General features: G+C 45.7%; 18 protein-coding genes. 13 read left to right on the top strand and 5 right to left on the bottom strand.

Features of this window, described 5'->3' with window-relative positions:
- The first annotated feature begins 260 nt into the window (after positions 1 to 260).
- The 9 genes from RID53_RS27265 (at position 261) to RID53_RS27225 (ending at position 15958) form a co-directional block, all read left to right on the top strand.
- Positions 261 to 2222: an alpha-1,4-glucan--maltose-1-phosphate maltosyltransferase gene (locus RID53_RS27265; protein WP_446391083.1), complete on the top strand. Its 1962-nt coding sequence runs from the start codon at positions 261 to 263 to the stop codon at positions 2220 to 2222.
- 267 nt (positions 2223 to 2489) lie between these two features.
- A complete protein-coding gene (gene treS / locus RID53_RS27260; protein ID WP_446391094.1) occupies positions 2490 to 5876 on the top strand; it encodes a maltose alpha-D-glucosyltransferase in 3387 nt (1128 codons plus the stop codon).
- 319 nt (positions 5877 to 6195) lie between these two features.
- On the top strand, positions 6196 to 6867 hold the full coding sequence (locus RID53_RS27255; protein ID WP_446391082.1) for a hypothetical protein: 672 nt from the start codon (positions 6196 to 6198) through the stop codon (positions 6865 to 6867).
- Positions 6868 to 7114: 247 nt separating this feature from the next.
- Positions 7115 to 8017: an Rpn family recombination-promoting nuclease/putative transposase gene (locus RID53_RS27250; protein WP_446391081.1), complete on the top strand. Its 903-nt coding sequence runs from the start codon at positions 7115 to 7117 to the stop codon at positions 8015 to 8017.
- Between the two features lie 1268 nt (positions 8018 to 9285).
- Entirely contained in the window at positions 9286 to 10647 is a 1362-nt protein-coding gene (locus tag RID53_RS27245) for a sedoheptulose 7-phosphate cyclase (RefSeq protein ID WP_446391080.1), read from the top strand.
- Positions 10648 to 10744: 97 nt separating this feature from the next.
- Positions 10745 to 11572, top strand: coding sequence for an O-methyltransferase (locus RID53_RS27240; RefSeq protein WP_446391079.1), 828 nt, complete (start codon positions 10745 to 10747; stop codon positions 11570 to 11572).
- Positions 11573 to 11747: 175 nt separating this feature from the next.
- Positions 11748 to 13109: an ATP-grasp domain-containing protein gene (locus tag RID53_RS27235; RefSeq protein ID WP_446391078.1), complete on the top strand. Its 1362-nt coding sequence runs from the start codon at positions 11748 to 11750 to the stop codon at positions 13107 to 13109.
- Between the two features lie 380 nt (positions 13110 to 13489).
- Entirely contained in the window at positions 13490 to 14890 is a 1401-nt protein-coding gene (locus RID53_RS27230) for a sodium/proline symporter (RefSeq protein WP_446391077.1), read from the top strand.
- 45 nt (positions 14891 to 14935) lie between these two features.
- Positions 14936 to 15958, top strand: coding sequence for a D-alanine--D-alanine ligase family protein (locus RID53_RS27225; RefSeq protein WP_446391076.1), 1023 nt, complete (start codon positions 14936 to 14938; stop codon positions 15956 to 15958).
- Between the two features lie 89 nt (positions 15959 to 16047).
- On the opposite strand, the gene RID53_RS27220 is transcribed toward RID53_RS27225, so the two are convergent.
- Positions 16048 to 17025 carry an NAD(P)-dependent oxidoreductase gene (locus RID53_RS27220; protein WP_446391075.1) on the bottom strand — a complete coding sequence of 326 codons (978 nt, stop codon included), beginning with the start codon at positions 17023 to 17025 and terminating at the stop codon, positions 16048 to 16050.
- Between the two features lie 641 nt (positions 17026 to 17666).
- Between RID53_RS27220 and nblR the strand changes: the two genes are divergently transcribed.
- The 3 genes from nblR (at position 17667) to RID53_RS27205 (ending at position 19772) form a co-directional block, all read left to right on the top strand.
- The gene (gene nblR, locus RID53_RS27215; RefSeq protein ID WP_446391074.1) at positions 17667 to 18368 is read left to right on the top strand and encodes a response regulator transcription factor NblR; all 702 of its coding nucleotides are present in this window, start codon (positions 17667 to 17669) and stop codon (positions 18366 to 18368) included.
- A gap of 191 nt (positions 18369 to 18559) precedes the next feature.
- Positions 18560 to 19126: a DUF192 domain-containing protein gene (locus RID53_RS27210; RefSeq protein WP_446391073.1), complete on the top strand. Its 567-nt coding sequence runs from the start codon at positions 18560 to 18562 to the stop codon at positions 19124 to 19126.
- A gap of 454 nt (positions 19127 to 19580) precedes the next feature.
- Entirely contained in the window at positions 19581 to 19772 is a 192-nt protein-coding gene (locus RID53_RS27205; protein WP_006100242.1) for a DUF2949 domain-containing protein, read from the top strand.
- A gap of 192 nt (positions 19773 to 19964) precedes the next feature.
- Here RID53_RS27205 and RID53_RS27200 read toward each other — a convergent pair whose 3' ends face one another.
- The 4 genes from RID53_RS27200 to lpdA form a co-directional block, all read right to left on the bottom strand.
- A complete protein-coding gene (locus tag RID53_RS27200; RefSeq protein ID WP_446391072.1) occupies positions 19965 to 21119 on the bottom strand; it encodes a pyridoxal-phosphate-dependent aminotransferase family protein in 1155 nt (384 codons plus the stop codon).
- A 53-nt stretch (positions 21120 to 21172) separates the two neighbouring features.
- Positions 21173 to 21460, bottom strand: a complete 288-nt coding sequence (locus tag RID53_RS27195; RefSeq protein WP_446391071.1) for a DUF5340 domain-containing protein — start codon at positions 21458 to 21460, stop codon at positions 21173 to 21175.
- 41 nt (positions 21461 to 21501) lie between these two features.
- On the bottom strand, positions 21502 to 22404 hold the full coding sequence (trpC, locus tag RID53_RS27190; RefSeq protein WP_446391070.1) for an indole-3-glycerol phosphate synthase TrpC: 903 nt from the start codon (positions 22402 to 22404) through the stop codon (positions 21502 to 21504).
- A gap of 93 nt (positions 22405 to 22497) precedes the next feature.
- The gene (lpdA, locus tag RID53_RS27185) at positions 22498 to 23931 is read right to left on the bottom strand and encodes a dihydrolipoyl dehydrogenase (RefSeq protein WP_446391069.1); all 1434 of its coding nucleotides are present in this window, start codon (positions 23929 to 23931) and stop codon (positions 22498 to 22500) included.
- A gap of 515 nt (positions 23932 to 24446) precedes the next feature.
- On the opposite strand from lpdA, the gene RID53_RS27180 reads away from it, so the two are divergent.
- Positions 24447 to 24719: a hypothetical protein gene (locus RID53_RS27180; protein ID WP_446391068.1), complete on the top strand. Its 273-nt coding sequence runs from the start codon at positions 24447 to 24449 to the stop codon at positions 24717 to 24719.
- The last annotated feature ends 23 nt before the right edge of the window (positions 24720 to 24742 follow it).

Genomic DNA, 24742 nt, shown 5'->3' with positions numbered 1-24742 from the left:
AGGCTAATAGCCGTAAATCTTTTGAGTATAACGCTGTTTATTAACATTTTGCATAGAAATCTTGACATTAATTCGTAAAGTTAACTAATGTAGCAGTCGGACAGGTTTATTGAAACGCTTTACAGTTAGGTAGTTACACCAACTTCAGTTCCTTAGCCAGAGTCAAAGGAACAAGAGTAAGGGCTGAAGGATAAAGCGGTATGACAGTAAGGGGCACCTGCGACTGTTTTAGAAGCAAAAGCTAAAGGACGTGTTGATCAATGCTGCCATTACCAGAGGAAGGTCGGAGACGAGTTCAAATCGAGGGTGTGTTGCCCCAAATTGATGGGGGTCGTTTTGCCATCAAACGGACGGTTGGGGAACGAGTCCATGTGGAAGTGGATATGTTCTGTGACAGTCATGATGCCGTATCGGGTGTCATTTTGTACCGTCCCCAAACGTCTCAAACCTGGTTTGAGGTTCCCTTATCGCCAACCGTTAACGATCGCTGGCAGGGAGAGTTCACTGTATCAGAGATGGGGGATTATGTCTATACCATTATGGGCTGGGCTGACCACTTTAAATCCTGGCAACGGGACATGACCAAAAAACTGGCAGCTGAACAGGATGTGTCAGTTGACTTGCTGATTGGGGCAAACTTAGTCGAAGACGCGGTGAAACGTGCCAGTGGGGATGATGCGGCACAGTTAAAAACCTGGGTCTCGACACTGCGATCGCAAGATGTCGCCCAACCAATTGTAGGGGATAAAGCCATTTCCCCAGAACTGGCGCAACTAATGGCAAAATACCCAGACCGCAAATTTGCCAGCACGTACCACAAAGAACTGAGAATTACCGTAGACCGAGAACGGGCAAGGTTTAGCACCTGGTACGAAATGTTTCCCCGTTCCTGTGGTGAACCGGGCAAACATGGCACATTCAAAGATGCCCAAGCCCGCTTACCCTATATTGCCAGTATGGGATTTGATGTGCTGTATTTACCCCCGATTCATCCCATTGGTAAGCAATTTCGCAAAGGCAAAAATAACACTAATGTCGCCCAACCTGACGATGTAGGTGTACCCTGGGGCATTGGTGCAGCCGAAGGCGGACACAAGGCGGTTCATCCTCAATTAGGAACCATGGCTGACTTTGAGGAGTTTGTCACCAAAGCCAAAGATCATGGGATTGAAATTGCCTTAGACTTAGCCTTCCAATGTTCTCCAGATCACCCCTACGTTAAAGAACATCCCCAATGGTTCCGTAGTCGCCCGGATGGGACGATTCAATACGCCGAGAATCCGCCGAAAAAATATCAGGATATTTATCCGATTGACTTTGAAACCCCAGACTGGCAAAATCTGTGGCAAGAACTGCGGAGTGTCATGCTTTTTTGGATTGAAAAAGGCGTGCGGATTTTCCGAGTCGATAACCCCCATACCAAGGCATTCGATTTTTGGGAATGGGTAATTGCGGATTTGAGACAAACCTATCCCGATTTAATTTACCTCTCGGAATCCTTTACCCGTCCCAAAGTGATGTATCGCCTCGCCAAGTTAGGATTTACCCAATCCTACACCTATTTCACTTGGCGTAATAGTAAGTGGGAAATGACTCAATATCTCACCGAACTCACCCAAACCCCGGCTTATGACATCTTTCGCCCTAATTTTTGGCCCAATACCCCCGATATTTTGCATGAGTTTATTCAGCATGGGGGACGCCCTGCCTGTATTATTCGCTTAGTGCTGGCAGCAACTTTAACGGCAAACTATGGGATTTATGGACCTGCGTTTGAAGTCTGCGAAAATCGGGCGCTAAAACCTGGTAGTGAAGAGTATTTACACTCAGAGAAATATCAGATTCGGGAATGGGATTTAGATAGTCCTTATACAATCAAAGACTTGATTGCCCGGGTCAATTTCGCCCGTCGGGAACATCCCGCGTTGCAAAGTAACGGCAGTTTGCGGTTTCATCACACGGATAATCACCATATTATTTGTTACAGCAAACAGACTGATGATTGCAAGGATGTGATGCTAATGGTGGTCAGTTTTGACCCTCAGTGGATGCAAGCAGGCTTCATTGATTTGCCCTTAGAATCCTTAGGAATTGACCCCTATCGGGAATATTATCTCCATGATCTACTCAGTGATACCCACTACACCTGGTTTGGCGGACATAACTATGTAGAACTCAATCCTCAAGGTATTCCAGCCCATGTTTTCTGGGTAAGGCAATAGGTTAAGAGGGAACAGGGAACGGGGGAGATGGGGAAGCTGGGGAAGCTGGGGAAGCTGGGGAAGATGAGGAAGCTGGGAGAGCTGGGGGAGAATTATGACAGTTGTAGGGGCGGGTTTTACCACTAACGTTTGGTTTTCACCCGGATATCTCTAAACCCGCCCCTCTAGAGTACAAGTCATCTGCAACAAATGACCAATGACCAATGACCAATGACCAATGACCAATGACCAATGACGAATCAACCAGGGAGAACTACCAAAGAACCAATGCTTAACTCAATCTTGAAAGATGATCCGTTATGGTTTAAAGATGCCATCATCTATGAAGTGCCGATTCGTGCCTTTGCAGATAGCAATGGCGATGGAGTTGGTGACTTGCGCGGATTGACATCGAAGCTCGATTATTTACGGGATTTAGGGGTCACTGCAATCTGGACATTACCCTTTTTCCCCTCTCCGCTTAAAGATGATGGTTACGATATAGCCGAGTATAAAAAAATTAATCCCATTTTTGGCACAATCGAAGACTTTCAAATGCTCTTAGATGCTGCCCATCAACGGGGAATTCGGGTAATTGTTGAGTTAATCGTTAACCATACATCTGACCAACACCCTTGGTTTCAACGCGCTCGCAAAGCCCCAAAAGGCAGCAGTGAACGGGATTTTTATGTCTGGAGTGATAACCCAGAAAAATATAAAGATGCCCGGATTATTTTCCAGGATTTTGAACATTCTAACTGGGCGTGGGACCCGGTAGCGAAAGCCTATTACTGGCATCGCTTCTATTCCCATCAACCTGACCTCAATTACGAAAATCCGGAAGTCGGTAAAGCGGTTTTAGAGGTTGTGGATTTATGGTTAGGCATGGGGGTGGATGGACTGCGGATGGACGCGGTGCCGTATCTGTATGAACAAGAAGACACAAACTGTGAGAATTTACCCGCTACCCATGCGTTCTTGAAACAGTTACGCGCCCATGTTGATGCCAAGTTCCCCAATCGGATGCTGTTGGCTGAGGCGAATCAGTGGCCCGAAGATGCGGCGGAGTATTATGGGCAGGGGGATGAGTGTCACATGAATTTCCATTTTCCCCTAATGCCGCGCCTGTTTATGTCATTGAAGATGGAGGATAATTTCCCCATCATTGATATTCTCAACCAGACGCCGCAAATTCCCAATAACTGTCAGTGGGCATTGTTCCTGCGGAATCACGACGAACTGACTCTGGAAATGGTCAGCGATGAAGACCGGGACTACATGTATAAAATGTATGCAGAAGACCCGCAGGCACGGCTCAATTTAGGGATTCGTCGCCGCCTCGCCCCCCTGATGGGGAATAATCGCGACCAAATTGAGTTGATGAATGGGTTGCTGTTATCGCTTCCGGGTACGCCAGTCTTGTACTACGGTGATGAGATTGGTATGGGCGATAATATTTATCTAGGCGATCGCAATGGGGTACGCACACCGATGCAATGGAGTGCGGATCGCAATGCTGGCTTCTCGCGCACGAATCCGCAACGACTTTACGCCCCGCCGATTGTTGACCCAGAATATCATTATGAAGCGATTAATGTAGAAGCGCAGCAGGGGAATCCCAATTCCCTGTGGTGGTGGATGAAGCGGTTAATTGCTACCCGCCAGCGTTTCCAAGCTTTTGGGCGAGGGACGTTTGAGTTTCTCCATCCCGATAACCGTAAGGTTTTGGCATTTACCCGCACCTATGCTGGGGAACATATTTTAGTGGTTGCCAACTTGTCGCGATTTGTGCAAACGGTGGAGTTGGATCTCTCGGCATTCCAAGGAATGGTGCCGGTGGAGATTTTTGGACGTACCCCATTCCCAGCGATTGGTTCTTCCTCCTATTTCCTCAGCTTGGGTCCGCATAGCTTCTACTGGTTTACTCTCCAGTTGCAAGACACTCTAGCGGAAACTCCCAGTTCCCAAGTTCAACCCCCAACACTGAGGGTGAGTGGCAAATGGCAAACGGTGTTTTCTCAACCGATTTTAAAGACTACCTTGGAGTCGATTTTGCCCAATTACCTCTATACTTGTCGCTGGTTTGGGGGTAAGGCAAGGACGGTACAATCGGCAGAGATTGTGGAAGCAATTCCCATCTCCTATAAAGAAACCGAGGCGGAGTTAATTTTTCTCAAACTCGAATACACCGAGGGTATCCCAGAAACCTACATTCTGCCCTTAGCTTACGCGCCAGGAACGGAACTGGGTGGCGATGGGTCAAACATTCAGGCTCATCAGGTCATTGCCTATCTCCAGGTTGAGGGACATGAAGAGGTGGGCTTATTATTCGATGCGGTAGCTGAACCGGACTTTTTAGCCTTCCCCTTAGATGCCGTTCGTCACAAGCATCGCTATAAAGGAAAGGTGGGAACCTTAGTGGCTACAGCAACAGACGCCCTAGCTGAACTGATGCAGGAGGCGACTCATCTGGAGCCGCATCTGCTTCGAGGCGAACAAAGTAATACGTCAATCGTGTATGGCGATCGCTTTATCTTAAAGCTGTTCCGCAAGATTGAGGAAGGAATTAACCCAGACTTAGAAATTGGGCGTTTCCTCACCGAGAAAAAAGTTACCGAACATTTTGTTCCCGTGGCGGGGGCGCTAGAGTATCGCGTTTCCAACTCAGATACGATTACCATCGGCGCTTTGCAAGCCTTTGTTCCCAATACCACCAATGCTTGGTCGTATACCTTAGATTCCCTGCGCGGCTATTTTGAGCAAGTGATGGTATTGCCCGGATCAGATTTACAGGAGAGGGAACTCCTCTTACCTTCGGCTGTCGAGTCGCTGGATAGAACTGATCCGCCCTTTGGCTACGATCTGATTGTTCCCTATTTGGATACGACGCAACTGTTGGCAAAGCGAACGGCTCAATTGCATATTGCTTTGTCCTCGGATACGGAGAATCCTAACTTTGCCCCGGAACCGTTTACCTCGTTCTATCAACGGTCTGTGTATCAGTATATGCGGAACCTGACGGGTCAGGTGTTACTGCTACTGAAAAAGCGGATCGAGGTATTACCGGAGGAAACTCAGCCCTTAGCCCAAACCATTCTCAACCGCCAAGAGCAGATTTTAGGACGCTTTAAAGCCTTACTCAATCTGCAAATTACGTCGATGCGGACTCGTTGTCATGGGGATTTCCATCTGGGACAAGTCTTATATACGGGGAAAGACTTAATTATCATTGACTTTGAGGGAGAACCCGCCCGTCCTTTGAGTGAACGGCGGATGAAGCGATCGCCTCTGCGAGATGTGGCGGGAATGCTGCAATCGTTCCACTATGCGGTGGCGTTGGGCTTACGCAATGAAATGGACAGTGGTATGATCCGCCCGGATAATCTCTCGGTGATGGAACAATGGACTGGGTTCTGGTATTCCTGGGTGAGTGATACCTTCCTGAAAACCTATCTGGCTACAAGTGCAGGTCATTCGTTTATTCCCGAAACAACTCAGGAGTTGCAGGTGCTGTTGGATGCTTATCTGTTTGAGAAATCGATTTATGAGTTAGGCTATGAACTCAATAATCGACCCAAGTGGGTAGATATTCCCTTACAGCGCATTCTCCAGTTGCTGGAGTCAGTACCAATGTCCGGGGAACAGATGAGTTTCCAGACGCCGCCGATGAGGTAGAGAGAGTTAAGGGAGATGGGGAGATGGAGTGAGGGGGCGACGGACTAATATTGGTTATTCTTCCTAGTGCAGCGTGGCAGAAATAACTAATCAGTTAACAAGCTCCTTAAAAGCAGCTACCATGAGCCTTATAGCCTTCTGCCATCTGCCTTCGGACTTCTGCCTTCTTGTACTAGCTTGTCAGCAAAACCCGCCCTGTGTGTAGGGGCGGGTTTTACTATTAACGTTTAGTTTTCACCCTGATATCACTAAACCCGCCCTGATTAGAGTGCAAGTCATCTTCAACAAATGACAAATGACAAATGACAAATGACAAATTTTGACGCGGGTAGGTATTGTGCTGATCGCTGTTGGGATTCTCGAGTTCGCCTATTTGTGGTCTACGCTTGATGATCCGCAGTGCATATTGTCATCAAATCCGAATCCCATACCTTCATCATCTGGATCTGCAATCTTAGTGGTATTGGGTGTGTTGTTCCTTCGGGGAAATCTGCAAATCGTTCCCCTAGTTACATGGTTTGCTGCCTTAATTCTCGCTTACTTTGCCAGCAATCTGATACAGCTTCCTTTTTTGTTTCCGACAGACTTATGGGGAATTGCATTTCGCGTTGATCCAGTGGGCAATTTTATGCCAACCCTAGTTCAGATTATGGCGATCGCTGTTGCTTTCTGGGTCTACACCCAACTGCGTGCTGCACCTATCGTGTCAGCATTGGTTCGATCGGATCATTCTTATTCTGCTCCCCCTCTAAAGCTTGCATTCATCCTAGGGATAGTGCTTGTAGCAGTACCTTTGAGCATCAAGTTCTTCTACTTGAAACCAGATAGTGCAATTGAAGCTAAAGCCGTGGAGATAGCGCGAATAGAATACGGAGACGGTTACAAGTATCACATCAGAGGCATAATCCAGTCAAACGGACAGATACGGGCTTGTCTTAGCGCATACAACGAACAGGAGTTAAAAGTTGTTCCAGTAGAGTGGGAACAGTAAGTACCTGGACATAAATTAGGATTAGCCTCAACATTTAGAGGGATTCTTCACTCCGCTTCGCTGCGTTCAGAATGACAGGATGGGATTGAATGCTTGGTTGATAGGGCGTGTTGCTTGCTTCTCACGAAGCGAGTATGACGAATGACGAATTACCTGCATTCTCTGTGCCACATACCGTGAAAAGTAGGGTTGTCTTTGTGGTAAAATTTAACCATCTTAAATATATTTAGGCTTAAAGAGGGGAAGTATGAAATTTATCAGTCCCAAGGTCGATTATGCCTTTAAAAAAATATTTGGTTCTGAACAAAGTAAGGATATTTTAATCAGTTTTCTCAATGCGGTAATTTATGGAGGCGAGAAGATTATTCAATCCTTGACAATTATCAATCCCTATAATCCGGGTCAGGCAATGACCTTAAAAGACACGTATTTAGATGTAAAAGCGGTTTTGTATGATGGGTCTATTGTCGTTATTGAAATGCAAATAGCGCGGGTGAGTGCTTTTAGTAAACGAGTTGTTTATAATTTAAGCAAGGCTTACACCAATCAGTTAGGTATCGGCGAAGACTATCTCAGTCTTACCCCGGTGATTGCTGTCACTATCACCGATTTTATCCTGTTTAACCAGACTCCTGATGTAATCAATCAATTTATCTTTCAGGAAAAAACGAAAAAAATTGCCTATCCCGATACCGAATTGCAACTCATTTTTATAGAATTGCCGAAATTTAGTAAAACCCTGTCAGAATTAAAGAGTTTAAGCGATAAATGGATTTATTTTATTAAAGAAGCTGCCACCTTGGATGCCATACCCGATAATCTAGGAGAAGTTCGTGAGATAGAACTGGCTTTAAATATTGCCAACCAAGCCAAAATGACGGTAGAAGAGTTAGACGTGGTGGATCGCCGAGGGATAATGTTACAAGATGAGAAAGGGCGGATAACTTATGCCAAAGAAGAAGGAAAACTCATGGAAGCGATCGCGTTAATCCGGCGTCAACTCAAAAAGCGTTTTGGTGAGATTAATATCGCGATAACTAGCCAAATTGAAGCGTTATCGATTGAAGAGTTGGAACGTTTAGGAGAAGATTTTTTAGACTTTAACAGTTTGGCAGATTTGGACTATTGGCTGGAAGAGCGATCGCGCTGATCAACCCTGTGATCTTTTATTACTCAATTTTTATCAATCAACCGCTACAGGCTAAGAACCTGAAAGGAAATAATCAATTATTGACAGTCATTTTCCTATTGATTAATGTCCCGTTTGGGGCATCATCAGTATTTTTACTTATTGACAAATATGACTTAATTTATAGCAGTAGACACATCGATTAGGACTTTCGGCATCATTGTAGAGACGTTGCATGCAACGTCTCTACATAAATGATGTGTCCTAACCGCTATGGCGGTTGCTATATTTTTTCCACATCCATCTAATAAGGTTTATTTATTGATTTTTATTAAACGATAAACTTATGCAATAACAGAAAGAGTAAGAAACGTAAAGCGTTAAACTAGCAAACGTGTATTAAATCTTGAAACGAGGGCGACCTCCTTTACCTGCCGAAAATTGTTTCTGGTCAGAGATAATTTCCTTTAGCCAAACTGTTTTGTCTGAATGGGCAGATTGATTATTGGTGAATTCATCATTAACACACTCATGATTGATGAAAAATTTAGGATAGTAATAAAGATGGATCATACCACCAAACCGCTGAACCCTGATCAGCAAATTAATCACGGGTGTAATTTAAAATGGAAGCCTACCGATCAAACAGACTATTGGTTGGCAACAACGGCGCTAGTGAGGCGTAAGATCGGTGGTAAGCCAAGTTTGCTTTGTAAGTAAGACCCTTTGACAAAATCAATTGGTTCACCGTTTTGCCAACGGGCATTTTGACAAAAAGTATTTAACCCAAAACCCGCTAATGGAAGACTAGAGCTGCTTGTCCAGATTATCTGGCAAGGGAGTCAAAGTGAGTTGTCTACTTATTGTACTCCCATGGCGCTAGGGCTTTCAGGTTAGCAATTTAGATATTGGTTTTCTGTCCTTTTTTCCAAAATTCAATACCACCATTGGAAAAACATCGTCAATCAGGATAACCCCTGATGACTTACTTGGTTGAGAATAATTGAATCAACCAGAAATCCTGTGTTTTGGGTCAATTTGAGAGAAGCCCTAAACAGAATAGTGCTGAATTAAGTGTTTGTAGGTAAGCCTGTGAGCGCTCTAGAATCGCTTTGTGCTTACTCCCTTAAATCAGTGCCATTCAATGCTGGTCTACGCGGCTTCTCTGGTATGACTTGCCAATTTTTACAACAGTGTTTCCCCTGGCATCGGGTTAATTTTCGCTGCCAATAATTTCAGAACGCTACAACACCCTTTCATGTCATAAGTACAGGAGAAACCCAACGACAATGACTCCACAAACAACCTTTCCTCAAACCGAACGGACTGAAACGATTCGGGAAGATTTAATTGACTCTTTTTCCAGTCCAGACGCTAACAATATTGGAGTCGAACATGGAGCGAAGTATCGCACCTCGGAATGGTATACCGGGTCGGGAGAAATCGTTCCGGGGAATGATAGTCGCTCGTTTGAAGTCACTGCAACTTTTACCCTAAAAGCGCAAGTCAAGTTAATTCAGGGTGTCTTCGACCCCTCTAACCCAACCCTAGCGGAAATCTATAATAGTCGGGGTCGCTGTGTCGCCATCATTGACCAAACGGTAGATCGTTTATATGGGGAATCGGTGCGTCATTATTTTGACACCCACGAAATCCCCCTACAGATGAATGTTTGTCGCGCTTGGGAAGCGGATAAAACCCCAGAAACCGTCCATCGTCTGCTGGAATTCCTGGGAAAAGACGGCTGTGATGTCTCTCGCAATGAACCCGTATTAGTGATTGGTGGGGGGGTTCTCAGTGATGTGGCGGGATTAGCTTGTGCCTTACAACACCGCCGCACGCCTTATATTATGGTGGGGACAACGGTAGTCGCCGCGATTGACGCCGGTCCGAGTCCGCGTACTTGTACCAATGGCAAACAATTTAAGAATAGTATCGGGGCGTATCATCCGCCTGTGTTAACCTTGGTCGATCGCACCTTTTTCCGCAGCCTCGCCACGGGTCATATCCGGAATGGGATGGCGGAAATTATTAAAATGGCGGTGACGGATGACAAGGTTTTGTTTGAACTGCTGGAAGAGTATGGTTCGCGCTTGGTAGAAACTCACTTCGCGACGTTAGGGAACGATCAGGAATTAGCCAAGGTTGCTGATGAAGTGGTTTATCGGGCATTATTCTCCTATATGAAATATGAGGGAACGAATATGTTCGAGACGTATCAGGATCGCCCTCATGCTTATGGTCACACCTGGAGTCCCCGTTATGAACCCGCCGCTAAGTTAATGCATGGTCATGCGGTATCGACAGGAATGGCGTATGGCGCAACGTTAGCGACGAAATTAGGCTGGTTGCAACCCACAGAACGCGATCGCATTATTGCACTGATTCGTTCTTTAGGGTTGAGTGTCTATCATCCCATCTTAGAAGACATTGATCTGATGATTGCGGGTCAGCAAAATATGCGGCGCAAACGGGGAGATGGGGGACTGTGGGCACCTTTACCTTGTGGTATCGGTACTTGTGATTATGCACAAGAAGTACCAGCGGATTTACTGGAAGCAGCAGTCGAGGATCATAAAGCCGTTTGTGCAACGTTACCGGATGGTGGTGCTGGCGTAGAAATGTATCTCAAGGATTTGGGTTTGGAATAATTCTATCCCTTCAACCCCTGTAGAGACGTTGCATGCAACGTCTCTACCATGCAACGTTTGGTACAAATTGCCACACCATTAAGTAAGGAAAAAAATCATGCAAACTGTAACAAAAGAAACGATCGCGCGACCCGTGACTCCCCTAGGAATTCTAGTCGAACAACTAGAACGAACCCTGGAATTAGTCGATGAGGCACAAAATCCACAACTGGCAAGTTCTCTAAAAAAAGCCTATCAACTCGCGGCTAAACTTGAACCGTACCTGAATCAAAATACCACCCCCGATTCTCCCGCTTTAACCGCCTTAGTTGAGAAAACCTGCACTGAAGACTGGAGTAAACTCTTCTCCGATGGCGAGACAGTACGCCAGTTAGAACAGGAGATGTTATCGGGACATATTGAGGGACAAACCTTGAAGATGTTTGTCAAGATGACTGGGGCGAAACGGGTGCTAGAAATTGGGATGTTCACAGGCTATTCTGCTTTAGCCATGGCGGAAGGATTACCCGATGATGGATCAGTGATTGCTTGTGAGGTGGATGAGTATGTGGCAAGTTTTGCCCAAACCTGTTTTCAAGCCTCACCGCATGGTGGCAAAATTACCGTAAAAGTTGCCCCAGCTTTGGAGACACTGCGTCAATTAGCGAAAGCGGGAGAGTCGTTTGACTTGGTATTTATTGATGCGGATAAGCAGGAGTATGTGGATTATTATCATACGCTCCTCGATACTCAATTATTAGCACCAGACGGGTTAATTTGTGTCGATAATACCTTACTGCAAGGACAAGTTTATTTAGCACCCGAAGAACGGACACCCAATGGAGACGCGATCGCCAAATTTAATCAGGTGGTTACGGATGATTCCAGGGTGGAACAGGTTGTCTTACCTTTGCGTGATGGTTTGACCCTAATTCGACGGGTTTAAACCTTAACAATCGGTAGGGGCGGGTTTCACAACTATCTTTTCTTACCTCACCAAAATGTAACTAAACCCGCCCCGACTCAACATGAATGCATCGACTAAAGCCCTGAACTAAAGTACGGGCTAAAAGCTAAAACCCGTTAAAACGGGTTCATTATGATTACTTCAGGTAAATACTATGGAGCAATCCCAAAGCCTAAAAGCGCATCTTATCGCCATACTGCAAAACCTGGGGACATTAACCTTACTCGCGATCGCGTTTCCATTTAATTTAACCGTTGTCATCGTGGCGCTGGTGTGGGATAGTCTCACTCGCCCCTTCCAGAAACCCAAAGTCGCTAACCCCAATCCGAAAACGATTATGCTTACCGGGGGGAAAATGACCAAATCCTTGCAACTGGCGCGGTCATTTTACGCCGATGGACATCGGGTTATTTTAGTGGAAACTCATAAATATTGGTTGGTGGGACATCGATTTTCGCGGGCGGTTGATCGGTTTTATACGGTTCCCGCCCCCAACAAAGATCCCGATGGTTACATTCAAGCCTTACTCGCGATCGCGAAACAGGAAAATGTGGATGTTTATGTTCCCGTCTGTAGTCCCGTCGCCAGTTATTATGACTCTCTAGCCAAACCGATATTATCGGGGTGTTGTGAAGTCTTCCACTTTGATCCAGATGTCACCCAACTGCTGGATGATAAGTTTGCCTTTGCCCAAAAAGCACGAGAATTTGGCTTATCTGTACCCAAATCCTTCAAAATTACTGATCCGCAACAGGTGATTGATTTTGACTTTTCCCAAGAGAAACGCAAGTACATCCTGAAGAGTATTCCTTACGACTCGGTGCGGCGTTTAAACTTAACTAAACTCCCCTGCGAAACTCCATCAGAAACGGCTGCATTTGTCAATAGTTTGCCCATCAGTAAGGAGAAACCCTGGATTATGCAAGAGTTTATTCCAGGTAAGGAATACTGTACTCATAGTACGGTGCGGAATGGGGAATTACGACTGCACTGTTGCTGTGAATCGTCGGCGTTTCAAGTAAATTATGAAAACGTTGATCAGCCGGATATTTTGCAGTGGGTGAGTCGGTTTGTCCAGGGATTGAATCTGACGGGACAAGCCTCCTTTGATTTTATCAAGGCAGAGGATGGGACGGTTTACGCGATCGAGTGTAATCCGCGCACGCATTCGGCGATTACTATGTTTTATAACCATCCTGGAGTAGCAGAGGCGTATTTGAGTGACACACCTTTACCTGAACCCTTGCAGCCCTTGCCGGAAAGTAAGCCAACTTATTGGTTATATCATGAAGTTTGGCGGTTGAATGAAATTCGCTCATTTGGAGATATTCGGCGCTGGTTTCAGACAGTGTTTGGCGGGAAAGATGCGATTTTTCAGGTGAATGATCCCTTACCGTTTTTGATGGTACATCACTGGCAAATTCCTTTATTGTTGCTGGATAATCTGCGCCGGATGCAGGGCTGGATTAGGATTGATTTTAATATTGGTAAATTGGTGGAATTGGGGGGAGATTGAAAAGCTGGGCAAGCTGGGGAAGCTGGGCAAGCTGGGGGAGAATAAATAAAATCGAGAGTAAAAGGTTAAATTATGGGAACAGCCTATGATGCCATAAGTAGTCGGAGAAAAGAAAGCAGCACCGTATTAAGTTTTGTAAATCGCCCTCAAACCCTTACTGTTCCCTGTTCCCTGTTCTCTAATCTCAACCGTTTTAAGCTGTTCGGCATTTAAACCTTAATATCAATAATGGCGTAATCCTTGTAGTGCGTTTAGCGAAGCCATGCCGCAGGCTTTGCATCTTGCTCGCTACTAATACCCAATTTAAATGCATAACAGCTTAGCTTTATTATTATGCCTTTCAATGTTGAGCGATTTAATCCTTAATTCATAATTCAGTAATGATTGCAGCTACCTTTATCGTATTTCTTTTGTTGTTTACTGGCGTCGGCATTTACTCGGCAACCCAAAAGCAAATGACGACAACCGATTACCTCCTTGCCAGCCGCAATGTTAATCCCTGGCTAACTGCCCTTTCGGCGATGGCGACGGGTCAAAGTGGTTTACTATTTATCGGTCAAGTTGGCTTTGCTTACACAATTGGATTATCGGCAATTTGGCTAACCCTGGGCTGGATGATCGGAGATTATATTGCTTGGTGGTTTGTATTTAAACGATTTAGACAAGTTTCCGAAGAAATTTCTGCCGACACGGTGTCCTCTTTCTTGGGTCAAGAAACCAAAGGAATTCGCTGGATTACGGCAATTTCAGCGTTAATTACTATCGCGTTTCTGGGGTCTTATGCAGCGGCGCAATTAGTTGCTGGAGGTAAGGCACTTCATGCGGTGTTTAATTGGAATTATTCCCTCGGTGTGATTGTGGGCGCGATTGTAGTGATGATTTACTGTTTTTCTGGGGGAATTCGGGCTTCAATTTGGACGGATGCGGTGCAAGCCACGATTATGATTGGTTCCCTACTGCTGCTATTAGTAGTGGCGATTGCCAATTGTGGCGGATTGACTGGATTCTGGACACAGCTTGCCGCCATTGACCCAGAATTGGTGAGTTTAAGTCCAGGGGATCTGGAGTGGGGATTTTTGCCTTTTTTAATTGGCTGGATTGTAGCCGGATTCGGTGTCGTGGGTCAACCTCATATTTTAGTTCGGGCAATGGCAATTAATTCGGCGAATAAGATTGGTTTAGCACGGGATATTAAAGTGATTTGCGCTTTCTTTACCTCGTCTTCAGCGATGGGAGTGGGGATGGCGGCGCGGGTGCTTTTGCCCGATTTGTTAACCAATGGTGATCCAGAATTAGCACTGCCTTATTTAGCCCTGGAATTATTGCCCGCTATCTTAGTTGGAATGATGCTAGCGGGACTCTTTGCCGCTACAATATCGACAGCGGATTCCCAAATTTTATCCTGTTCAGCCGCGTTAACTCAAGACCTGTTTCCGGGATTGGCGCACTCGTATAATTATGCCAAGTTGGGAACCTTAACGGTGACGGTAATTACCTTGACTATTGCCTTAGCCGGAGATGATAATGTCTTTGCCTTGATTACATTTTCCTGGTCAGTTCTCGCCTCCAGTTTGGGACCTTTATTAATCTTACGAGTTTGGCAAAAATCGGTAACCACGCCCGTCGCGATCGCGATGATGTTCGGGGGGATTGCGGCGGCGTTGATCTGGAAGGTGGGACTGGATTTATCGGGTGTGGTTTATGAGGTGCTTCCGGGTATGGCAACGGGGGGTCTGATTTATTTAGGATCTCAGTTGTTTATTGCTAAAGAAAGCAGTTAAATTTTGTCAAATTAATGGGTTTTAAAATTATCAGGAGATTAAATCATGTCAGTGCTGAATATTCTTCATTTAGTGGGTTCTGCTGAAAATGAGTTTTATGGCGACTTATCCCGTCTTTATGCTAAAGACTGTATCACAGCAACCGCTAATCCCTCACGCTATCATTTTTTTATTGCCTATATTACCCCGGATAGATTGTGGCGTTTTCCTTCATCGTTGACACCAGAAGATATTGACGCCGCAAAACCCCTGTCTCTTGCTGAAGCCATACAGTGGATCACTACACAAAACATTGATGTAGTCTTACCGCAAATGTTTTGTATTCCTGGAATGACTCACTATCGAGGTTTATTTGACCTCTTAACTATTCCTTATGTAGGCAATAAAGCGGAGTTGATGGCATTAACCGCCCATAAAGCTAAAGCCAAAGCTATTGTTGCTGCTGCGGGGGTAAAAGTTCCTTATGGGCAACTATTACGCCAAGGAGACACTCCCAATTTAATGCCACCTGTTGTGATTAAACCCGCTAATTCAGATAACTCTTTAGGAGTTACGCTCGTGAAAAATAGGGCTGACTATGATGAAGCTTTAACCCAAGCGTTTCACTATGCCGATGAAGTCTTAGTTGAAGACTATATTGAACTCGGACGAGAAGTCAGATGTGGGATTTTTGTTAAAAATGGAGAGTTAATTGGACTTCCTTTAGAAGAATATTCAGTCAATCCGGAAAACCATCCAATTCGTAACTATAGTGACAAGTTAAAAAAAATAGAGACGGGTGAATTAACTTTGGCAGCTAAGGATAAGAAAAAGGCTTGGATCGTTGAAACAACCGATCCGATAACAACCAAGGTTCAAGATGTCGCCAAACAATGTCATCAAGCGTTAGGTTGTCGTCAGTATAGCTTGTTTGATTTTCGCATTGATCCTCAAGGAGAACCCTGGTTTTTAGAGGCAGGTTTATACTGTTCTTTTTCTCCTAAAAGTGTTGTGGCTTGTATGGCAAAAGATGCTGGAATATCCCTAAATGAGTTATTGGAGACGGCAATCGCCGAAGCCTTAATCTAAGGACAAAACGAACTGTTGTAGAGACATTCCGGCGGAACGTCTCTACCAAATGATGCTATTGCCTATTGCCCATTGCCTAGCGCGTAGCGCTATAACTGAGGAGAATCTTGAGCAATTACTCCAGCGCGTTCTTCTTGCAGACAGCGAACTTTAGTCGTAGCATGATCAGACCATTGGCGTCGCTCGGCTTCTTCATAGTCTTTGATGGTTAAACTTAAGTGAGGAACACCAATGTCGTGCTGACTGGCTAACTCCAGAGCTAGCCGCAAATCTTTATAGAGTAATTGGACAGTAAATTCAGGATGTTGAGATACGTCATCACAGCGTCGTGAGAACCAATAATGAGGTAAGCCGTGAATATCCCCAGGATTCTGACCAAACGATCCCAAACGTAGCACATCCCAAATCGTTTGTAGCTCGATTCCCGAAGCTAAACCCAACGTAATTCCTTCACTCACCGCTTGAACGGCGATCGCATTAACAGCATTGTGGATAAGTTTGCATCGAGTTCCGGTGCTAATTTCGCCACAATACAGAACATGATCTGCCATGACTTGGAGAATGGGTTCAACTCGCTCAAAAGTTTCCCGTGAGCCGCCAACCAAAATCGCTAAACCCATACCTTGCTGACTTTGAATCCCTTCCGAGCAATCATTAAAGGGAGCATCTAACATCTCAATTCCCAGTTGTTTCATGGCTTGATGAAGTCTGAGAATTGTTTCAGGAGAGTTGGTGCTAATATCCACGTAAACACTGCCGGGTTGCAATCCTTGGCTCAGGTTTTGTTCACCCTCTAGCACGGCTGTGATCACATCATCAGGAGTCGGTAAGGCAGTAAAGATTATCTCTGAATGGCTTGCAACTTCGGCACAACTCTGGGTAATTTTTGCACCTAACGATTGCAACTGTGCCATGGAATCTTGATCAAGATCATAGACATAGACAGAGTAACCGTGGTCTAGAAAATTAGCGGCTTGTTTTCCTCCAATATTGCCGCAACCGATGATGCCGATGCTGGGACAATTGGGGCGGGATTTAGTTTCTGAAGAGCTGTCGGTTGATACCATAAGGATTATTTAATGCTGTTTTTTAGCTTAACATAAATCGGCTTTTTAAATCCATTTAACAGTTAGAATCCTTGTTGCATCAACTTTTAAATGAAGACAAGCTAGTTATTAATTGGGGGCGGAAACTGAAAAATAAGGGTAATGCTATTATCACAGTTTAAATGCATAACAGCTTATCAGGTATCTCCCTTCTCTTTAACCCCAGAAGAATTAGAGCAGGATGTCAACAATGCCTAAATCCCTAATCATTGTCAACCCATCACCCTCTACTCTATCTCCACCAAATTACTTCGCCTCGGAATCAATTCCGAGGCTCATAGCGAAAGTCGTCTGAAGACGACTAATAAGAAACAGAAAGTAGTGGCGTGGCACCCCTTATGTGATGAATTAGATTTGGCTTGTAGTAGGTAACTTTAGCCCTATATTCTGTTGGGTTTCCTGTCGTCAACCCAACCTACAATTTATCCCACAATTTTAGCTGTGTCAGTCCACTGCATCAAATTTATGTATTGAGACAGGTTTAAGATGTCAGTGACAACCCACTCCCAAAGGCGTAGAACAATTCACCCAAGGCTCAGTCATGCTAGAACAATAGAGGACATTCCGGTGTTAAACCCAACGACTCACCACCAACGCCATCTATGCAATCTGCTCCCCTTAACGGTAATCCCTGTGTTTTGCTTGTAGAAACCGATGAAAGTCTAGCTCAACGCATGAGTCTAGATCTAATAGAAGCTGGCTATCATACGGTTATCGCCACAGATGCGCCCAGTGGCTGGCATCAAGCTTGTGAAATCCAACCCGCTATGATGGTTGTGGATCAATCGCTTTCTGGTTCTGGCGAATCCGGTCTCAATTTATGTACTCGCCTGAGAAAAGCCGGTTCTCGTGTTCCCTTACTCTTACTCATCGCTCGCGACACGATTGAGGATCGAGTCGCCTGCTTAGAAGCGGGTGCTGATGATTTTTTCCTAAAACCCTATCGCGCTGATGCCTTTTTGCAGATGATACGTCTGTATCTAGAACCGGATACCAATACGAGTGAACAACTCCGATTTGGGGATTTGGTGTTGGATTTGACGACGCGCCGCGCTATGCGGGGAGGACGAGTGATTGATTTGACCATGAAAGAGTTTGAACTGCTGAAGTATTTGATGACTCATCCCCGTGAAGTTTTAACTCGCGAACAGATTCTGGAAAATGTGTGGGGATACGATTTTCTAGGTGAGTCGAATGTGATTGAGGTATATATCCGTTACCTACGCCTGAAAATTGAAGATGAGGGTGACAAGCGTCTTATTCAAACTGTCCGGGGTGTCGGGTATGTTTTACGAGAATCTTAGTTAAGTGGGTGGGAAAAATTAAAGTTAACGGTTTTGATTGTCATTGGTCATTGGTCATTGGTCATTTGTCCTACTCGCTCCTGAAAAGAAGCAAGCTACGTCATTTTTCATTCATCATTCGCCCCCATCTTCCCCTACTCCCAGACGTGCCATGGCACGTCTCTACAACCCCATCTCCCTAACCTAAACTCATGACCTATCATACTCGCCTATTCGGAATCACGCTTAGTCTGATACTGTTTGGATGTTCGGTTTCCGGTTCCAACCCTGTCGCCGATGGCACCCCCTTAAAATCTGGCAAACCACTTCCAGAACCGCCTTCCCTCTCCTCGTCATCCTCTAATTCCGGTCAGATGTTACCTATTAGCGCTCAAACCCAGATCGGTGATCAGCAGATTTTACTCGAAGTGGCTAGGACACCTCGACAACAACAGATCGGATTGATGTATCGCACGGCTTTAGCGCCAGATCGAGGGATGTTGTTTCCCTTGAATCCGCCGCGACCCGCTAGCTTTTGGATGAAGAATGTGAAAATCCCCCTGGATATGATCTTTTTGCGAGATGGCGAGGTCAAAGCGATCGCGGAAAATGTTCCCCCCTGTATCTCCACTCCCTGTCCTACCTATGGACCAGGGGTTCTGGTTGACCAAGTGATTGAACTCGCTGGGGGACGAACCGCTCAACTAGGACTACAAGTAGGCGATCACATAAAAATCATCCTCCTAGAGGAAGAGATTAATCCCTCGTCAGAATCTTAAAACTTGATTAACATCATTGAAAAATTAAATCAACGATGTAAAGATATTTATACGAAATTACGTTAACATTTCGTAAGATAGATTCTCATAAAAGACTATCTGACGACGAGGTAGTGACCTGTCTTAGCTGTGGCTACCCATCAACACGACCAAGTAGGGGTGTAGTCTGCAACTAGCTTTTAGTGGTGTGAAGTGAGTTAACTAAAATTACCCTCAAGTTGATGGGGGGTGAAGGTTAAAACGATACCTGGTCAGCACATCCAGTGAGTTTTCAACTCGATCAATCAAGATCTTAGATGGTCAGTGATCTAGGACACAAGCAGTGCCGGATTAACCTATCACAATAAGCAAAGAACCCTCAGCTAGTAGACAGTATTAAATCTGTCTACCCATTGCTAAAGGAGGCAGGACGCTGATTCCACAATAGTAGCCGATAAGGAGGTGAACAGCCATTATGGCACCTGCAACCTATTCTGAATTTTTACGATTTTTGCAAGAGGAATTGGCAATTTCTACTGATTCCATTGCGATCGCTCAACGACGTCGGGAACAAGACCCAGGACCATTACCGATGATTCTGTGGCAGTACGGTTTAGTCACATTGCAGCAATTAGACCAAATCTATGACTGGCTGGAAACAGTCTGAAACCCAAACAATCGGTCAGGAGAAAATGAAGAATGTCTAAATGCTTACGCTTTGGGAATAATCCATTCACGTCTAAACCGTCGAAATTCATACCCTATGATCCATTGACCGTTGAGTCCTCTACCAGAAAGAGCGGGTCGCTAGTTGACCCGCTCTTTTTTGGCGTCTTGGGTGTCTCGTTTATGGCTTAACCTACGATTGAGTCAAGACGCGAGCGGCTGCTGACACTCCGGCTCCTGGTGTCATGGACTCATAACCTAATTCCCGCAACGTGGCTTCTAGCGCCCCAATCGCCGCCAAAATATCGCGATCGCAGACAAAGCCTAAGTGACCAATCCGGAATAGTTTCCCTTTGAAGTGATCTTGTCCCCCAGCCAGGGAAATATCAAAGCGCTTTTTCATCACGCTACGAATTTGTTCGGCTTCAATCGACGTAGGGGCTACCGCCGTTACTGCGGGACTAGCAGCATTATCCGGAGCAAATAAAGGAAGGGAAAGCGCCTCAACCGCCGCCCGAGTTGCCTGCATCAAGCGTTGATGACGAGCAAAAATATTATCTAACCCCTCAGCTTTCATCATTCGCAACGCCGTTTGCAGTCCCAACATTAAATTGACCGGAGGCGTAAACGGATTACTATTCTTTTGTGCTGCTTTGCGATAGCTTCCCAAATCTAAATAAAAGCGAGGCAGTTTAGCCGTTTCGTAGGCTTGCCATGCCTTATCTGAGACACAAACAAATCCTAATCCTGGGGGAACCATATAGCCTTTCTGGGCACCTGACGCCACTACATCAATCCCCCACTCATCAATGGGTAAATTGACCGCGCCCACACTGGTTACTGCATCTACAATAATTAGAGCTTGACCATGGTCTTTGACATAACGATTAATCGTTTCCAGGTCATTGAGTACCCCGGTGGAGGTTTCTGAATGGGTAACGATGACGGCTTTGATCGTCTTATCCGTATCCGCTTCCAGCTTTTGACGAAACACCTCCGGATCAAGGGGTTGACCCCACGGTGTCGTAATCGTCTCCACCTCTAAACCAAACGCCGCGCTCATCTTCGCCCAGCGATCGCCAAATTTGCCATTACTTCCGACCAAAACCCGATCGCCAGGACTCAAAAAATTAATAATCCCAGCTTCCATGGCACCCGTACCACTCACCGTTAACACCAAAACATCATTTTGAGTCTGGTGCAACCATTTTAGGTTTTGGGTTACCTCTGCCATAACGGCACTAAATTCCCCACTGCGATGTCCGATCGGATGCTGGGCTAACGCCAGCAAAACCTGTTCAGGCACCGGTGTTGGTCCGGGAATCATCAGCATCAACTTATTATCCATGAGCTTTATCCTCAACCTTTGAGCATCACCTAATTCTGAATCACACCACTATCTCATGACTGGGTTTTGGTATCCGAATCTAGGGGAAAACCATTATCTGATGATTTTGACTCAACATTGACACTATTGAGAAACCAACGGTACTCAACTGGTAAATTGAGCCGATTACAGGTTTGTTCGAGTTGTTTCTGCTGGGCTAACGCTTTGCGGAGGGTAACAATCAATTGATGCACCTGTTCTCGAATCATGGGGTTTTGATTCGTGGCAAAGGAAGTATGACGCTCTAGCATCTGTAGTAGCAGTTCGTAGTGAATATAAGACGGAAGGGGTATTGGCTCCATGAAACCGGGTTTACCTTAAATGGACGAATTGCGATCGCGCTTCAGTTGAACGAGTACAGATTGGTAACGGCTAGGGCTGGATCAGGCTGTTTGACCAATGATTCACCGATCAGTACGGCTGTAGCCCCCGCCGATGCGACCTGCTCTAAATCAGCACGTTTACGCAGTCCTGACTCACTGACAACCAGAATACCGCGTTCTTTAAGCTGCTGACTTCGTGCTGCCAAAAGTTGGCAGGTCGTTTGCAAATCAACCGAGAAATCTGTCAAGTTGCGATTGTTTATACCTACTAGGGTAACGCCATCTACCGATAACACGCGGTCTAATTCATCCAGAGTATGCACTTCGATCAAAGGGGTCATGGATAACCCATTGGCAATTTTGACAAAATACCGTAAGTCTTGATCCGACAAGATCGCCGCAATCAGCAACACCGCATCAGCGCCACGACTCCGAGCCAGATAGAGTTGATAAGGATAAATGATGAACTCTTTACACAGAATGGGCAAATTTACAGTTTCCCTGACATAGCTGAGATTGTCCCAACTCCCTTGGAAAAACTTTTTATCCGTCAGCACGGATATGGCACTCGCCCCCCCTTGTTCGTAAGCCTGGGCAATGGCAACTGGGTCAAATTCTTCCCGAATCACCCCTTTACTCGGTGATGCCTTTTTGACTTCAGCAATTAAGGCGGGACGAGTCTTTGCCGCTAATAACGCCGCTTTAAAGTCACGCACTGGCGGGGCTGACTCGATCTGTTTCCGCAGTTGAGCTAAGTTCAGCCGTTCCCGCATCTGGTCAACTTCTTTTTCTTTATGCCAGACAATTTCTTCTAGGATATGCCGTGGCTGGGCATCTGGGAGAACAACTTGATAGCGCAGGATATTCAGGTCAACCGCCGGATTAGGTGGACGACGGCGAATTTGTTTTTGGTCATTTGTCATTGGTCTTATGTCCTTTGTCAAAAAAACTCTATTGCCTATGACACACCGAGCGAAGCCGAGGTGTTGCCTATTGCCTATTGCCTCCTGCCTTGTCTAATGACTAGCAACGGCTCGCTTGTAGGCTTCGTCAAGGACTTCTGACAAAGTGGGATGAGCATGGACTAAGTATGCCAAAGTATTCACGGACTGTCGCTGGGCGATCGCGTTTGAGGCTTCGTGAATTAAGTCAGAGGCGTGGATGCCTAAGATGTGAACGCCGAGGATTTCACCGCTATCTTTACGATAAATAACTTTGGCAATCCCATCCGCCTCTCCTTCGGCGATCGCTTTGGAATTTCCTTTAAAATACGTCCTCACTGAGGCAACTTCAAATCCCTCTTGTTCACCGAGTTCCTTGGCGGCGGGTTCAGTGAGTCCCACGTAACTAATTTCTGGATGGGTAAAGGCGGCGGCGGGGATGCTGCGATAGTCAATAGTACGCTGACGCCCACAAATATTTTCTACGGCGACAACTCCTTGAGCGGATGCCGCATGTGCCAGCATGAGTTTACCCGTAGCGTCTCCAATTGCCCAGAGGTGGGGAACGGTTTCCTCACCCGATAACACTGCCATTTGATCATTGACAGGGATGAAGCCTCGGCGATCTGTTTCCACGCCTACGGCGTCTAAGCCTAAATCTTTACTGACCGGAATCCGTCCCGTGGCGACTAAGCAGGCATCCACTTCCAAGACATCCACGACTTCCTTGGTTTTAGCATCCGCTAGTTCAATCACCACCGGTGAACCCGGAGTCACTTTTTGTGCCAGAGTGCCGGAATAGGTTTCCATATCGCGGGGAGAAATCAGTACCCGGCTGGCGAGTTTGGCAATATCGGGGTCAAAGGTGGGCATTAACTGATCCAGGGCTTCAATCATCGTGATTTCTGACCCTAGGGCGGTATAGATATCAGCAAACTCTAACCCGATATAACCACTGCCAACAATTGCCACCCATTGAGGTAACCATTCCAGCTTTAGTGCCTGATCGCTGGTGAAGACGGTTTTCCCGTCAAGTTCAATACCGGGGGGAACGAAGGGAACGGAACCTGTACAGAGGATAATGTCTTTGGCGGTGACTGTTTTTTCACCCTCGTCTGTTGTCACCGTTACTTTTTGGGGTTCCGCCACTCGACCCCAACCGGGAATGATATCCACCTTTAAACGTTTGAGGCTGTTGGTGAGATCGCCACGAATTTTACTCACCAGGGTATTGGCATGATTCGCGATCGCGCCTCGGTCAAAGTTCACGCCACCCACCTGAATTCCCAAGGATTCCAGATGATGAGTATTGCGTAACTCACGCACCCGCCCTGAGGCGGCTAATAGGGCTTTTGACGGGATACAACCACGATTCACACAAGTCCCGCCCATCTCCGATGCTTCAATGATGGCGGTTTTCAATCCGCAACTTACCGCGTGTAATGCCGCGCCATGTCCACCGACGCCAGCACCGATAATCACTAAATCGTAATCAAATTCTTGACTCACATCCATTTTCCTGACGCAATTGCCCCCTTATTTTCAACTTGACCCCTGACTAATCGCAAGCTTTTGCTAAAAAATTTTGCCTGATCTAGCTGAGGCGGTGGTTTCTTTAAGGGTTGTGCGTTTGTTAAATTGGATAGGTCACGGAGATTTCTTAGATTGTGGTTTAATTGCTTCGACATAATTTTTGGCATCTTTGATTATACAAAAACTATTTTTTGAGTAAATATTATTTCCCGAAAAAGCGGAGATTTTATCGCAGATTGCCATTTGACTCAGTAGAGCAATTTCTTGTCCTAATCTCAGTAGTCGTACTTTCATTAAAGTTAACGGTTGAGATTAGGCAACAGGCAACAGTAAGGATTTGAGGATTCTTAATATTTACCATTTTTGCAGCTAGCCCTAAAACTAAAAAACTATACCATAGAATGAAACGGTAAGGGTGTTGTTTTTCCGAGTATAGGCTAATGAGTAGCGTTCACTCTCAATAAACAATAGCTTTAGGGGATAAAACCATTATGCGCGAGTCTCAACAAAATCATCGAAATGAAGCAGCTAGAGCGTTTGTAGAGTCACTTGACCAACTGGAGAATCTCTTGGGTCATACATCTCCTCCTCCCCAATCGAAATCCCGTCCTTCTTCATTGAAATCCCCTACTTCTCAATCAAAAACTCCTCAATCAAAATCGGCTCAGTCAGACGATGACGTTTTTGATCTAGATCTTCTCGAAGAAGCGGCAGCTGATCTAGATGCATTTTTTGGTGACACTGAACCACTGGAGGAGGAATAGAGAGATGGGGAAGCTGGGGAAGC

It is taken from the genome of Coleofasciculus sp. B1-GNL1-01, assembly GCF_040220235.1.
GTDB lineage: Bacteria > Cyanobacteriota > Cyanobacteriia > Cyanobacteriales > Coleofasciculaceae > Coleofasciculus.
This window is presented reverse-complemented; position numbering and strand designations above follow the sequence as displayed.

Excerpts from the sequence above, each read along its gene's own strand:
- RID53_RS27265 (WP_446391083.1), top strand. The coding sequence starts at position 261 with ATGCTGCCATTACCAGAGGAAGGTCGGAGACGAGTTCAAATCGAGGGT.
- treS (WP_446391094.1), top strand. The coding sequence starts at position 2,490 with ATGCTTAACTCAATCTTGAAAGATGATCCGTTATGGTTTAAAGATGCC.
- RID53_RS27250 (WP_446391081.1), top strand. The coding sequence starts at position 7,115 with ATGAAATTTATCAGTCCCAAGGTCGATTATGCCTTTAAAAAAATATTT.
- RID53_RS27245 (WP_446391080.1), top strand. The coding sequence starts at position 9,286 with ATGACTCCACAAACAACCTTTCCTCAAACCGAACGGACTGAAACGATT.
- RID53_RS27240 (WP_446391079.1), top strand. The coding sequence starts at position 10,745 with ATGCAAACTGTAACAAAAGAAACGATCGCGCGACCCGTGACTCCCCTA.
- RID53_RS27235 (WP_446391078.1), top strand. The coding sequence starts at position 11,748 with ATGGAGCAATCCCAAAGCCTAAAAGCGCATCTTATCGCCATACTGCAA.
- RID53_RS27230 (WP_446391077.1), top strand. The coding sequence starts at position 13,490 with ATGATTGCAGCTACCTTTATCGTATTTCTTTTGTTGTTTACTGGCGTC.
- RID53_RS27225 (WP_446391076.1), top strand. The coding sequence starts at position 14,936 with ATGTCAGTGCTGAATATTCTTCATTTAGTGGGTTCTGCTGAAAATGAG.
- RID53_RS27220 (WP_446391075.1), bottom strand. The coding sequence starts at position 17,025 with ATGGTATCAACCGACAGCTCTTCAGAAACTAAATCCCGCCCCAATTGT.
- nblR (WP_446391074.1), top strand. The coding sequence starts at position 17,667 with ATGCAATCTGCTCCCCTTAACGGTAATCCCTGTGTTTTGCTTGTAGAA.
- RID53_RS27210 (WP_446391073.1), top strand. The coding sequence starts at position 18,560 with ATGACCTATCATACTCGCCTATTCGGAATCACGCTTAGTCTGATACTG.
- RID53_RS27205 (WP_006100242.1), top strand. The coding sequence starts at position 19,581 with ATGGCACCTGCAACCTATTCTGAATTTTTACGATTTTTGCAAGAGGAA.
- RID53_RS27200 (WP_446391072.1), bottom strand. The coding sequence starts at position 21,119 with ATGGATAATAAGTTGATGCTGATGATTCCCGGACCAACACCGGTGCCT.
- RID53_RS27195 (WP_446391071.1), bottom strand. The coding sequence starts at position 21,460 with ATGGAGCCAATACCCCTTCCGTCTTATATTCACTACGAACTGCTACTA.
- trpC (WP_446391070.1), bottom strand. The coding sequence starts at position 22,404 with ATGACAAATGACCAAAAACAAATTCGCCGTCGTCCACCTAATCCGGCG.
- RID53_RS27180 (WP_446391068.1), top strand. The coding sequence starts at position 24,447 with ATGCGCGAGTCTCAACAAAATCATCGAAATGAAGCAGCTAGAGCGTTT.